Below are 13274 nucleotides of genomic sequence, written 5' to 3' on the forward strand. Positions count from 1 at the left end.
TGGGTGCGCTTCAGCCGTCGAGCAGGCCCCGGACGTCGTCGGCCGCGAGCGCCCGGGCGAAGGTGCCCGCGGCGTCGTCGAGCACGGCGTCGAACAGCGCGGCCTTGCGCTGCGCGAGCGCCATGACCTTCTCCTCGATCGTGTCCTGCGCGACGAGGCGCGTCACGACGACGTTGCGGGTCTGGCCGATGCGGTGCGTCCGGTCCACGGCCTGCGCCTCCGTGGCGGGGTTCCACCAGGGGTCGAGCAGGTAGACGTAGTCGGCCTCGGTGAGGTTGAGCCCGACCCCACCCGCCTTGAGCGAGATGAGGAACACCGGCGCGTCGCCCTCCTTGAAGGCGCGGACGACGTCGGCCCGCCGGCGGGTGGCGCCGTCGAGGTAGACGACGGGCAGGCCGGCCGCGGTGACGCGCTGCTCGACGCGCCGCAGGAACGACGTGAACTGCGAGAAGACGAGGGCCCGGTGCCCCTCGGCCGCGATCTCGGTCAGCTCGTCGGTCACCACGTCGAGCTTGGCGGAGCCCACGCCCGCGTAGGCGTCGTCGAGCAACGAGGCGTCGAGCGCGAGGCGCCGCAGCGTGGTCAGCGACCGGAAGATCGCCACCCGGTTCGCGTCGAAGTCCTCCAGCAGCCCGAGCAGCCGCTGCCGCTCGCGCTGCAGGTGCGTGTCGTAGACCTTGCGGTGGTCGGGCGTGAGGGGGACGCGCAGCACGCGCTCGGTGCGCTCGGGCAGCTCGGGGGCGACCTGATCCTTGGTGCGGCGCAGCACGAGCGGGCGGATCCGGCGCTTGAGCCGCGCGAGCGCGCGGTTCCCGGCCGCCACCACCTGGGGGTCGTCGTCGGCGGCAGCGGCGTCGACCAGCCGCGCCGTCTCGGCCTTGAAGCGGTGCATCGACGGGTAGAGGCCCGGCGCGACGATCGCGAGAGCGGCCCACAGCTCCATGAGGTTGTTCTCGAGCGGCGTGCCCGTGATCGCGAGCTTGAACGGGGCCCGCAGCATCCGGGCGGTCTCGTGCGCCCGTGTGCGGGGGTTCTTCGCCACCTGCGCCTCGTCGAGGATCAGCCCACCCCACTCGTGGGCGTCGAACGCGTCGAACTCGAGGCGGAATACGGCGTACGACGTGACGACCACGTCGGCCCCGCGGGCGAGCTCGGCCAGGTCGGTGCCGAGCGTGCGCGACGTGGCGGGCATCGCCACCACCCGCAGCCCGGGCGTGAAGCGCGCCGCCTCGTCCACCCAGTTCCCCACCACCGACGCGGGCGCCACGACGACGAACGGCGGGGCGTCCGGTGCCGTCGTCCGCGCGTGCGCCAGGAACGTGAGGGCCTCGACCGTCTTGCCGAGTCCCATGTCGTCGGCCAGGATCCCCCCGAGCCCGTGCCGCCAGAGGAAGGCCAGCCACTCGAACGCCTGCCGCTGGTACGGCCTCAGCTCGGCCCGCACGCCCTCGGGGACGTCCAGCACCTCAGCGACGCGCTCCCCCGCCGCGAGCGCACGCAGGCCGGCCAGCGAACGCCGCCATGCCTCCGCGGCCTCGACGACGTCGGCGACGTCCTCGAGCCCGCCCCACAGGTCGGCGTCGTAGCGGCTGACCCGCGCCTTGCCCGGCCGGTCGCTCAGCGCGGTGGCCTCCGTGATGAGGTCGCGCAGGCGGCCCAGCACCGGGTTGTCGAGGCGCAGCCACGACCCGTCGACCAGCAGCAGCCGCTTGTCGCCGCGCGCGAGGGCCGTGAACAGCCGGGCGAACGGGATCTCCTTGCCCGCGACGGTCACCGAGACCCCGAGGTCGAGCCAGTCGGCGTCCCCCGAGGGCGCCCCGGAGACGACGACGCGGGGGGCGGCGTCCAGGTGCAGGTAGTGCGGCACGTCGCTCGCGTCGACGCGCACGTCCGTCGCGGCCGCCAGCGCGGGGAGCACGCCGTGGGCGAGGTCGAGGGCGTCCAGGCCCTTCACCTCCGTCCGGCCGGCGAGGTCGAAGCGCTCGAAGCCCGGCACGCCTCGGACGGTCGCCTGGGCCTTGGCGCGGATCTCGGCCTCGGCGTCCGGGTCCCGCACCGGGTCCGACGCCGCCCCGTCCAGCGGGACGCGACGCGCCGAGCCCGCGCCCGGCGCCGGGTGCCCGGGCGCCGGGTACTCGAACCACCACGACAGGAGCGCGTGCTCCGGCGACGCGAAGGCCACCTCGGCGACCAGCACGGGACGCGGCGGGTCGGGCAGCGCGACGGACCCGTCGGACACGACGCGCACGGCGCGGCGGAGCACGGGGAGGTGCTCGGCGTAGAGCTCCCCCACGTCGTCGCCCGGCACCTCCACCCGGCCGACGACGACGAGCTCGCGCGCGGCGTCGGACAACCGGCGGGGCGCGGGACCGAGCCGAAGCACGGTCCGCCGGTCGGAGGCCTCGACCGCGTACAGGCCCGTGTCGCCCACCGCGCCGAGCGGGGACCCGGGCTCCGCGTCGACGCCGTCGAACGCCACGACCGGGTCGAGGCGCACCCCACCGTCCGCCGCCCCGACCGTCAGCCGAAGCTCCGCCGCGTCCGCCAGGAGCACCTCGTCGCGCGACCCGTGCGCGACGAGCGGGATCTCCAGGTCGGCCGCCTCGGCCAGCAACGCCCACAGACCGCGCCCGCCGGCGGCCAGGGGGCGCCAGGCACGACGGCCGCGACCGAACCCGCCTCCGTCGCCGAGCGCGGACCCCAGGTCGGCGAACCAGCGTCGCACCTCGGGGGCGGGCGTCGCACGCACGTCGGCGAACGCGTACAGGCCGGTGGCCAGCGCCTCCCAGCTCGCCTCGGGGGCGACCTTCCAGCCGGTGCGGCCGGGCACGACCGGCCGCACCGAGAGCTCCGGGGGCAGGCCGCCGAACGCCTCGTCGAGCCGGAACCGCAGCGCGACCGGGAGGACACCGCCGTCGCGGGCGGCGGGCTCGCGCGATCCGGGGTCCCGGGCCCCGGTCACCCCGGCCAGGCGCCCGCGCCAGCCGACGGGCACGTCGTCGTCACCGGCGTCGGCCCCCGCGGCGTCGGCCGCCTCGGGGTCAGCGCCGACGTGCAGCAGCACGGCAGCGACGTGCTTGCAGTCCTCGCGGACCGGGCAGCTGCAGGTCGATCCCTCGTAGCCGTACCGCCCGTCGGGCCCGACGGTGAACGACACGCGGCAGCTGTAGGGCTGGCTCCCGCTGCCCGCGACGCGGGCCGTGAGCTCCCGCGCGTCAGGGTCCCAGTGCCACGCGCGCACCATGCCCGCGCGCTGGTAGCCCTGGGCCCTCCGGAACGCCGCGCTCCCGACGAGGTCGCCCACCACGACCGGGTCGAGGCGGGGTGGCGGCGCGGGCATGCGTCCATGCTCGCACGGCCCTCCGACGCGGCCGCCGGCGTGAGCCACGTGGCGCTTGGCACACTATTCGTCCGAGCCGTGGGAGCAGGGCGTCGACGCGACGGCCTCGCTCCGGCGCCGACGGTCAGGCGCCGATGTTCAGGTGCCGCAGCTCAGGTGCCGCAGCTCAGGTGCCGCAGCTCAGGTGCCGCAGCTCAGAGGAAACGCCCGCGGACGGCCTCGCCGTGCGCGGGCAGGTCCTCGTCGTTCGCGACGGCGACGATGCGGTCGGCCAGCTCCTCGAGCGCGTCGCGGGTGTACTCCACGACCTGCACGGACTTGAGGTAGGCGTGCACGCCGAGGCCGCTGGAGAAGTGCGCGGAGCCGCCGGTGGGGAGCACGTGGTTGCTGCCCGCCATGTAGTCGCCGAGGGAGACCGGCGACCACGGGCCGACGAAGATCGCCCCCGCCGAACGCACGCGCTCGGCGAGCGCCGCGGCACCCTCGGTCTGGATCTCCAGGTGCTCCGCGCCGTAGGCGTCCACCACCGCGAGGCCCTGCTCCAGGTCGTCGACGAGCACGACGGCGGACTGCGGCCCGCCGAGCGCCTGCAGGACGCGCGCGGAGTGCTTGGTGGACCCCACCAGGTCGCTCAGCCGGGCCTCCACGGCACCGGCGAGCTCCACGGACGGAGTGACCAGCACGGAGGCGGCCATCGGGTCGTGCTCGGCCTGGCTGATGAGGTCGAGGGCGACGTGCCCCGGGTCGGCGGTGGCGTCGGCCAGCACGGCGATCTCCGTGGGCCCTGCCTCGGCGTCGATGCCGACGACGCCGCGCACCAGGCGCTTGGCCGCAGTCACGTACACGTTGCCCGGGCCCGTCACGACGTCCACCGGCTCGCACAGCACGTCGCCGTCCTGCGGCTCGGTGCCGGCGGCCCCGTACGCGAACATCGCCACCGCCTGCGCCCCGCCGACCGCGTAGACCTCGTCGACGCCGAGCAGCGCGCAGGCCGCGAGGATCGTCGGGTGCGGCAGCCCGCCGGCGTCCTTCTGCGGGGGCGACGCGACGGCGAGCCCGGGCACCCCGGCCTCCTGCGCGGCGACCACGTTCATGATCACGGACGACGGGTAGACGGCGCGGCCGCCGGGCACGTACAGGCCCACGCGCTGCACCGGGACCCACCGCTGGCGCACGACGGCGCCGGGCGCGAGCTGCGTGGCGTGCTCGGTCGGCACCTGAGCGGCGTGCACCGCGCGCACGCGGCGGATCGCCTCCTCCAGGCCTGCCCGCACCTGCGGGTCGAGCCCCTGGAGTGCGTCGGCCAGCGCGGCCGCCGGGACCCGCAGATGCTCCGGTCGCACACCGTCGAGGCGCTCCGACTGGTCCCGGAGCGCGGCGGCGCCGCGGGCCCGGACGTCGGCGATGATCGGGGTGACGGCCTGGATCGCCTGGTCCACCCCGACCTCGGGGCGCGGCAGCACCCCGAGCAGCTCGGTGCGGGTCAGGTCCTGCCCGCGGAGGTCGATGCGTCGGATCACCCGGCCAGTCTAGGCAGCGCGCACCGCCGCCCGGGCGCCGGTGCCGGAGAATGGACGCATGAGCGCCGAGCACGCAACCACGGACGTCCCGATCCGCGACGACATGATCCGCCTGGGCCAGTTCCTCAAGCTCGCGGGGCTGGCCGAGTCCGGCACGCACGCCCGCGACCTGGTCGCCGACGGCGAGGTCAGCGTCAACGGCGAGGCGGAGACCCGGCGCGGTCGCCAGCTCGTCCGCGGCGACCGCGTCACCGTGGCGCTCCCCGAGGGGGACGAGACCGCCGTCGTCGCCTGATGCGGACCGTGGTGGGCGTTCGTGCGGCGCCGTGGCGTGCGCCGACAGCACCGAACGAGCGCCCACGACGATCAGGCCATGTAGGTGGAGGCCATCGCGCGGTCGGGGGTGAGGCGCAGGACGACGCGCTCGGGATCGTGCTCGAGCGGCCGGTAGCGCTTCCTGTACCGCACGACGGCGTCCGCGACCTCGTCCGGGTCCTCGCTCACCTCGATCGTCCCCTCGAGCGTCAGCCACCGCCCGCCGTCGACCTGGCAGAGCGCGGCCCGCGGCCGGCCCCCGTCGGCCGTCGCCCGGCGCGCGTTGGCGACCTTCGTCGACGTGCGCCGTGCCGTGGTGCGCGCGATCCCGGCGTCGGCGTCCCAGGTGAAGGCGACAGGCACGACGTGCGGGCTGCCGTCCGCGCGCAGGGTGGTGAGGGTGGCGAGGTGGCGCTCGGTGACGAACACGAGCTGCTCGGGGTTGAGGCGGAACACGCCCCGAGCCTACGGCCGCCCGTGGCCGCCCACCGATGAGTCCGGAGGCGTGCTGCGGTCCCACGACCGACCGGACGGCCCTGCTCGTCGGCCCCGACGAGCCGGTCCGGCTGCTCGACGTCGTCGACGGGCGCGACCATCCGTCGCGGACGAGCACGTGCGGCACTCCGGGCAGCCGGTCGAGGGGCGGCGCGAGGGCTGCACGGCCGGCATCTGGAGCGTGCAGGACGCCGCGCACCTGCACCATCGCGGCGTGACGTTCGCCGTCCTCTGCGAGGGCCCAGGCCCCGGGGCGAGGTCGCGCCCGTCGTGGGACTCATGGGGCTACCGCGTGCCCTGGTACTCGACGGGGTCTTCCCTCACGAACGAGACCACGCACCGCGGCGTCGAGGTGATCATGACGCAGGCGCAGCTGCTCGACCTGACCGTGTTCGGGCGGCAGGAGCGCTAAGAGGACTCCCCCGCCGGGTGGCCGCAGAACCCGACCGCCACCGAACGGCCGCCGAAGACCGCCCGGCGGTCGTGCCGTCAGAAGCCGTCGGTGAGGATCGGCGGCACGCGGGTGCCGTGCCGGCCTTCGTCGTGCAGGGCGCGCAGCACCACCAGCTCGTGCGGCACGACCGGTTCGGGCAGCGCGACGAACGGGAACCACCGCAGGTCCGCGACCTTGGCCGGCTCGCGGATCTGCGGGCTGCCCGTCCAGCGGGTCGCCGTGAAGAAGAAGTCGACCCGCTGCTCGAGCGCCGGGCCGCCGGGCTCCCCGCGGTGCATCGTCGTCACGGGCACCAGGTCGGCGGGGTCGACGACGACGCCGAGCTCCTCGCGGGCCTCCCTGACGGCCGCCTCCCGCACGGACTCGTCAGCCTCGACGTGGCCGGCCGCCGCCGCCGACCAGTGCCCGTCCCTGAACCCCGTGCCCTGCCGCAGCTGCAGCAGCACCTGGCCCTCGCGGCGCAGGAAGACGTACGCCGCCGGCACCACGCGGAAGCTGTGGCCGGCGGAGCCGTCGTCCCAGGTGGCGATGCCGGTCGTGCCGTGTGTCGCGCTCACGACAGGCAGCTCGGGCCGAGGAGGGCCTTGAGGTCGCCGAACAGCGCGGGCGACTTCTCGACCCGCAGCGTGTCCGCCGCGCGCACCACCGTCCGCTTGCCGGGCTCCGCGACGCTCACGTGCACCTCCGCCGAGCCCGGGTGCGTGGCGAGCACCTCGCGCAGCCGCACCATGACGGGCTCGACGCAGCGGGTGTGCGGCACGGTGACCAGCACGGGCGCGTCGGCGACGGCGGACGTGTCCGGCAGCGACACCTCCATCGCCTGCAGCTGCATCTGGTCGTCGCGGCGCCGCACGCGGCCGCGCAGCGTGACGACCTGGTCCTCCGCGAGGATCGTCGAGTACGCGAGGTACGTCTCGCCGAAGAACATCACCTCGACGGCACCCTCGAGGTCCTCGACCGTGACGGCCGCCCAGGGGTTGCCGTTCTTGCTCATCTTGCGCTGCACGCTAGTGAGCAGACCCGCCACCGTGACCTGGGAGCCGTCCTGCCGCCCCTCGTCGGCCATCAGCGACGCGATCGACGTGTCCGCCGCCCGCGCCAGCACGTGCTCCAGGCCTGACAGCGGATGGTCCGACACGTACAGCCCGAGCATCTCGCGCTCGAACGCGAGCCGCTGCTTCTTGTCCCAGTCGGGCAGGTCGGGCACGTCGACGGCGAACGTCATCGCCGCGTCCTCCTCCGCACCGCCGAAGCCGGCGAAGAGGTCGAACTGGCCCTCGGCCTCCTTGCGCTTCACGGAGATGACCGAGTCCACGGCCTGCTCGTGCACCACGAGGAGAGCCCGGCGCGGGTGGCCGAGCGAGTCGAACGCCCCGGCCTTGATGAGCGACTCGATGGTGCGCTTGTTGCAGACCACGGCCGGCACTTTGTCGAGGAAGTCCGTGAACGAGGTGAACGCGCCCTTCTCCTCGCGCGCGGCGATGATCGCGTCCACGACGTTGGCGCCGACGTTGCGGATCGCCGTCAGGCCGAAGCGGATGTCGTCGCCGACGGCGGTGAACTTGGCGGCGGAGTCGTTGACGTCGGGCGGCAGCACCGTGATGTGCATGCGACGGCACTCGCCCAGGTAGAGCGCCATCTTGTCCTTGTCGTCCCGCACGCTCTGCAGCAGGCCGGCCATGTACTCGGTCGGGTAGTTCGCCTTGAGGTACGCCGTCCAGTACGAGACGACGCCGTACCCGGCGGAGTGCGCCTTGTTGAACGCGTACCCGGCGAACGGCACCAGGGTGTCCCAGACCGCCTGGATCGCGGGCTTGGAGTAGCCGCGCTCCTTCATGCCCGCCTCGAAGGGGACGAACTCCTTGTCGAGGATCTCCTTCTTCTTCTTGCCCATCGCGCGCCGCAGCAGGTCGGCCTGGCCGAGCGAGTACCCGGCGAGGATCTGGGCGGCGCGCTGCACCTGCTCCTGGTAGACGATGAGGCCGTACGTCTCGCCGAGCACCTCGCTGAGCGGCTCCTCGAGCTCCGGGTGGATCGGCTCGATCTTCTGCATGCCGTTCTTGCGCAGGGCGTAGTTGATGTGCGAGTTCATGCCCATCGGACCGGGGCGGTACAGGGCGATGACGGCGGAGACGTCCTCGAAGTTGTCCGGCCGCATCTGGCGCAGCAGCGAGCGCATCGCGCCGCCGTCGAGCTGGAACACGCCGAGCGTGTCGCCGCGGGCGAGCAGGTCGTAGGTGGCCTTGTCGTCGAGCTCGACCGTCTCGATCGCCACCGGCTCCTTGCCGTTCATGACGATGTTCTCGAGCGCGTCGTCGAGGATCGTGAGGTTGCGCAGCCCGAGGAAGTCCATCTTGATGAGGCCGAGACCCTCGGACGTCGGGTAGTCGAACTGCGTGATGACCGCGCCGTCCTGCGGGCGCCGCATGATCGGGATGATGTCGATCAGCGGGTGGCTCGACATGATGACGCCCGCGGCGTGCACGCCCCACTGGCGCTTCAGGCCCTCGATGCCGCGGGCCGTCTCGACCACGCGCTGGGCCTCGGGGTCGGCGTCGTGCACCGCGCGGAACTCCGACGCCTCGGCGTAGCGCTCGTGCTTCGGGTCGAAGATGCCCGACAGCGGGATGTCCTTGCCCATGACGGCGGGCGGCATCGCCTTGGTGAGCTTCTCCCCCATCGCGAAGGGGAACCCGAGCACGCGGGAGCCGTCCTTGAGCGCCTGCTTCGCCTTGATGGAGCCGTAGGTGACGATCATCGCGACGCGGTCGTCGCCGTACTTCTCGGTGACGTACCGGATGACCTCGGCGCGCCGGCGCTCGTCGAAGTCGACGTCGACGTCGGGCATGGAGATGCGCTCCGGGTTGAGGAAGCGCTCGAAGATCAGGCCGTGCTTGAGCGGGTCGAGCTCCGTGATGCCCATGACGTAGGACACCATCGAGCCGGCGGCCGAGCCTCGGCCCGGACCCACGCGGATGCCCTGCTCCTTGGCCCAGTTGATGAAGTCGGCCACCACGAGGAAGTACCCCGGGAAGCCCATCTGGATGATGACCTCGACCTCGTAGTTCGCCTGCTTGCGCACGTCGTCGGCGATGCCGTCGGGGTAGCGGCGGCGCAGGCCGGCCTCGACCTCCTTGACGAACCAGCTGACCTCGTCCTCGCCGTCCGGCACCGGGAACCGCGGCATGTAGTTCGCCTTGGTGTCGAACGAGACCTCGCAGCGCTCGGCGATGAGCAGCGTGCTCTCGATCGCCTGCGGCAGCTCGGAGAACAGGCGGCGCATCTCCGCGCCCGATCGCACGTAGAAGCTGTCGCCGCTGAAGGCGAACCGGCTGCCGCCCTGGTCGTAGGTCGGCTCGTCGAGCGTCGAGCCCGAGTTCACCGCGAGCAGCACCTCGTGCGAGTGCGCGTCCTCCTGCTTCGTGTAGTGCAGGTCGTTGGTGGCCACGAGCGGCGCGTCGATGTGCTCCGCGAGGCGCAGCAGGTCCTTGTACGTGCGGGACTCGATCTCGATCCCGTGGTCCATCAGCTCGACGAAGAAGTTCTCCTTGCCGAGGATGTCCTGCAGCTCGCCCGCCGCGCGCACCGCCTCGTCCCACTGGCCCAGGCGCAGCCGCGTCTGCACCTCGCCGGAGGGGCACCCCGAGGTGCCCATGAGGCCCTTGCCGTACGTCTCGAGGAGCTCGCGGTCCATGCGCGGCCACTTGCCCATCTGGCCGTCCAGCGACGCGAGCGACGACGCGCGGAAGAGGTTGTGCATCCCCTCGTTGTCGCGCGCCCAGAGCGTCATGTGCGTGTAGGCGCCGCCCGCGGAGACGTCGTCGCGCCGCTGGTGCTGCTCGCCCCACAGCACCTTGGTGCGGTCGTGGCGGCTGGTGCCCGGCGTCACGTACGCCTCGACGCCGATGATCGGCTTGACCCCGTGCTTCTGCGCCGTGCTCCAGAAGTCGAACGCGCCGAACAGGTACCCGTGGTCGGTGATCGCGATCGCCTTCTGCCCGAGCCGCGACACCTCGCTGAACAGGTCGTTCATCCGCGCCGCGCCGTCGAGCATCGAGTACTCGGTGTGCACGTGCAGGTGGACGAAGTCGTCCTCGGAGGTACCGGTCGGCTGGGCGGTGGAGGAACCTGCGTCGGGCATGCGGCGAGTCTAGGCGGCTCCCCCGACACGTCCGGCACGCCGCTCGGGGCGCCCCCGATACAGTGCTGCCCAGCCGCCGGAGAGGAGACCACGTGCCGCGGGTGACCAGCGCCGACATCGCGCGCGCGGCCGGGGTGTCGCGCACGACGGTGAGCTACGTGCTCAACGACACTCCCGGCGCGTCGGTCTCCGACGCCACCCGCGAGCGCATCCACGCCGCTGCCGAGCGCCTGGGCTATGCACCCTCCGCCGCCGCGCGGGCGCTGCGGCGCGGGCGCAGCGACCTCGTCGTCGCCGTCCTGCCGGACTGGCCCGTCGGTCCGGTGGTCGAGAGCCTGCTCGACCACCTCACGGACGCGCTCGCCGCCAGGGGCCTCTTCGTCCTCGTGCACCACCATCGCGACACCCGTGCCCTGACCGACCTGTGGCGGGCCGTGACGCCGCTCGCGGTCGTGGGTCTCGCCCCGTTCCTGCCCGACGACGCGCGTGCCATGACACGGGCCGGGATCCGCGTCGTGGGTGCCGTCGAGCCGGCCGACGGCGCCGCGGCGGGCGGTTTCGACGCCTCCCAGCGCGGGATCGGCGCCCTCCAGGCCGGCCGCCTGGCCGACACGGGCCACTCGCGGCTCGGGTACGTCACGACGGACGACCCGCGCCTCGACAGGTTCGCCCGGGCCCGGCTCGCGGGCCTCCGCGCGGCCTGCGCCGCGCGCGGTCTGGCCGTGCCCGCGACCGTCGCCGTCCGCACGGGCGAGCCGGCGACGACCACGGTGCGCGGCCTGTGCGGCGCCGGCGTCACCGCCGTCGCCGCCTACAACGACGAGGTCGCGCTCGCCGTCCTCGCCGGAGCACGCGAGGCGGGGGTCCCCGTGCCGTCCCGCCTCGCCGTCATCGGGGTCGACGACTCCCCCGGGGCCCGGGTCGCCGCACCTCCCCTGACGACCGTGGCCCAGCCCGTGGAACGCCAGGCGGAGCACCTGGCCGCGGAGGTCCTCGCGGCGCTCGACGGCCGCGACGCGCCACCGTGGCCCGACGACGGTGCCCACGTCGTCGTGCGCCGCTCCGCCTGACGGGTGCGGCCCGGCCGAGGTTCCGGCCGGGCCGCACGGGTCCGACGACGCCCGGGTCAGCGAGCGGGGTAGTCGACGACGTACTCCGGCGCCCCCGACGTCGAGGGCGGCACCGCGTCGCCCACGCCGTTGACGACGTGGTTGATCGTCCCGGCGCTGAGGTTGACGGTCATGACGTGGTGCAGCCGCACGCCAGGGCGGTCCGGGACGGCGAAGCCGTTCTCGGTGACGATGCCCGGGTCGTTCTGGTTGAACACGTAGACGCCGCCGCCGTCGAGCCGGTGACGCCGTACCGCGTCGCCGACCACGTAGCCCTCCCACCCGAGGGTGCCGTCCGGCTGCGTCCAGTCGGCCTGGGTCGGCGGGTCGTAGGGCAGCTCGTTCTGGTAGAGCACCACCCTGCCGTCCTCGCCGTTCCAGATCGTGTTGTGCTCCTGGAAGTGCTCCACGAACAGCCCCGTGGCCGTGACCCGGTCCCCCTCGACGACGACCCCGTTGCGCCCCGTGTTGGTGCGCCAGCGAGCCGTGTCGCCGTTGACGCCGGCGGACCCGTCGGTCGGGAACCCCTCGACGCCGTGGTCGCCGCGCCACACCCACGTGTGGTCGACGAGCACGTCGTCGGCGTCGATCCGCAGGGCCGTGTCGACCTTGCCGACGTGGGGGCCGCCCACCCGGAAGTACACGTCGGACAGCGTGGCCGGGTTGGCGGCGTCCGACCGGTGGTTGGCGCCGTGACGCTTGCCCACCTGCAGCAGCGCCGGCGACTCCTCGGCGCCGGCGTCGATCGTCACCCCCGCGACCACCACGCCCTCGGTGTCGCCCACCACGAGCGGCACCGCGCCGCGCGCGGCGGTGAGCGTCGCATGGCCCATGCCGAGCACGACGGTGTCCGGTCGCGTCACCCGGATGCTCCGGTCGACGTCGTAGACGCCGGGCGTGAGCAGGAGGTTCTTCCCCCGGGCGAGCGCGGCGTTGATCGTCGCGACGGAGTCACCCGGGCGTGCGAGGTAGAAGTCCGTGATCGGCACGGTCCGCCCTGCCGTCACGCCGTCGGCCCAGGAGACGCCGCGGGTCTGTGTGCGCGCCGCGGGGACGCGCACGGCGTAGCGGCCCCGGTCGTCGACGAACAGGTAGGGCTTCTCCCTGCTGACCGGGGTCCTCTCGAGCACGGTGTACGGCTCGGCGGGGAAGCCGGCGTCGGACGGAGCCCCGACGACGCCGGAGAAGACCTGGTTCCAGACGCCGTTGGACCAGCCGCCGCCGAGCTCGCTGTTGCGCGTGAGCCACTGCTGCTGGGAGCCGTTGGTCACCGCGGTGTCGAAGCGGGAGTCCGCGATGAACCCGCCGCTCGCGAACTGGGGCCCCGCGGTGCAGTAGTCCATGAGCGACACCGGCCCGCGCACGTCGAGCCGGCGCATCGAGACGGCCTGCGACACCGCCCAGAAGTTCGCGGTGGCCTTGCAGCCGTCCTGGCCGGCGGTGTTCACGTCCAGGCGCAGGTTGGCCACGGTGCGCCAGAAGTTCACCAGGGCGATGCAGTTCGGGTTCGCGTCGTCCCCGAGGCACCGGTTGCGCACCTCGATGGCGCCCTGGACCGCGACGTCCCCGGGCGACGCCCCGAGTCCCGCGACCTCGGTGTAGTACCCGACGTTCACCTGCAACGGGTCCTCCGGCGTGCCGTAGCTGCCGGGCAGGAAGTAGACGGCGTGCCGGTCGGAGCCCATCTCCGCGTCGACCTGGGCCGCGTGCAGGGCGTCCATGGTCGCCTGGATCTCGTCCTGCGGGGTGTCGGGGCCGAACACGGTGACGTTCGGTCCGAAGTCGGGGTCGGTGGGATCGACACGCTGGGGAGGCGCGGCGTGCGCCGGCACGGCGAGGGCGCCGGTCAGCACGGTCACGACGGCGGCTCCGGCGGCGATCGCGGAGGCGCCGCGACGGC

General features: G+C 73.7%; 9 protein-coding genes. 3 read left to right on the top strand and 6 right to left on the bottom strand.

Annotated features, from left to right (window positions below):
* Nucleotides 1-10: 10 nt before the first annotated feature.
* Nucleotides 11-3340, bottom strand: a complete 3330-nt coding sequence (locus ACQP6G_RS00205) for a DEAD/DEAH box helicase (protein WP_429762161.1) — start codon at nt 3338-3340, stop codon at nt 11-13.
* A 194-nt stretch (nt 3341-3534) separates the two neighbouring features.
* Entirely contained in the window at nt 3535-4860 is a 1326-nt protein-coding gene (gene hisD, locus ACQP6G_RS00210; RefSeq protein ID WP_429762162.1) for a histidinol dehydrogenase, read from the bottom strand.
* Between the two features lie 58 nt (nt 4861-4918).
* On the opposite strand from hisD, the gene ACQP6G_RS00215 reads away from it, so the two are divergent.
* Entirely contained in the window at nt 4919-5155 is a 237-nt protein-coding gene (locus ACQP6G_RS00215; protein WP_429762163.1) for an RNA-binding S4 domain-containing protein, read from the top strand.
* Nucleotides 5156-5226: 71 nt separating this feature from the next.
* On the opposite strand, the gene ACQP6G_RS00220 is transcribed toward ACQP6G_RS00215, so the two are convergent.
* Nucleotides 5227-5631, bottom strand: a complete 405-nt coding sequence (locus tag ACQP6G_RS00220) for a pyridoxamine 5'-phosphate oxidase family protein (protein WP_429762164.1) — start codon at nt 5629-5631, stop codon at nt 5227-5229.
* A 157-nt stretch (nt 5632-5788) separates the two neighbouring features.
* Here ACQP6G_RS00220 and ACQP6G_RS00225 point away from each other — a divergent pair, with 157 nt between their 5' ends.
* Nucleotides 5789-6082: a thioredoxin domain-containing protein gene (locus tag ACQP6G_RS00225; protein ID WP_429762165.1), complete on the top strand. Its 294-nt coding sequence runs from the start codon at nt 5789-5791 to the stop codon at nt 6080-6082.
* Nucleotides 6083-6159: 77 nt separating this feature from the next.
* Here the strand turns inward: ACQP6G_RS00225 and ACQP6G_RS00230 are convergent, their stop codons facing one another.
* Both ACQP6G_RS00230 and dnaE read right to left on the bottom strand, forming a co-directional pair.
* Complete coding sequence (locus tag ACQP6G_RS00230) at nt 6160-6654, bottom strand: NUDIX hydrolase (protein WP_429762670.1); 495 nt, start codon at nt 6652-6654, stop codon at nt 6160-6162.
* Nucleotides 6655-6677: 23 nt separating this feature from the next.
* Nucleotides 6678-10265 (bottom strand): DNA polymerase III subunit alpha, encoded by a 3588-nt coding sequence (gene dnaE, locus ACQP6G_RS00235; protein ID WP_429762166.1) that lies wholly within the window; start codon nt 10263-10265, stop codon nt 6678-6680.
* A gap of 92 nt (nt 10266-10357) precedes the next feature.
* On the opposite strand from dnaE, the gene ACQP6G_RS00240 reads away from it, so the two are divergent.
* Nucleotides 10358-11335 (top strand): LacI family DNA-binding transcriptional regulator, encoded by a 978-nt coding sequence (locus ACQP6G_RS00240; protein ID WP_429762167.1) that lies wholly within the window; start codon nt 10358-10360, stop codon nt 11333-11335.
* Nucleotides 11336-11391: 56 nt separating this feature from the next.
* On the opposite strand, the gene ACQP6G_RS00245 is transcribed toward ACQP6G_RS00240, so the two are convergent.
* Entirely contained in the window at nt 11392-13233 is a 1842-nt protein-coding gene (locus tag ACQP6G_RS00245) for an adenylyl cyclase (protein ID WP_429762168.1), read from the bottom strand.
* Between the last annotated feature and the right edge of the window lie 41 nt (nt 13234-13274).

Source organism: Isoptericola nanjingensis, assembly GCF_050311635.1.
GTDB classification, from domain to species: domain Bacteria; phylum Actinomycetota; class Actinomycetes; order Actinomycetales; family Cellulomonadaceae; genus Isoptericola; species Isoptericola nanjingensis.

Coding starts and splice junctions, on each gene's coding strand:
- ACQP6G_RS00205 (WP_429762161.1), bottom strand. CDS start 3,340: ATGCCCGCGCCGCCACCCCGCCTCGACCCGGTCGTGGTGGGCGACCTC.
- ACQP6G_RS00215 (WP_429762163.1), top strand. CDS start 4,919: ATGAGCGCCGAGCACGCAACCACGGACGTCCCGATCCGCGACGACATG.
- dnaE (WP_429762166.1), bottom strand. CDS start 10,265: ATGCCCGACGCAGGTTCCTCCACCGCCCAGCCGACCGGTACCTCCGAG.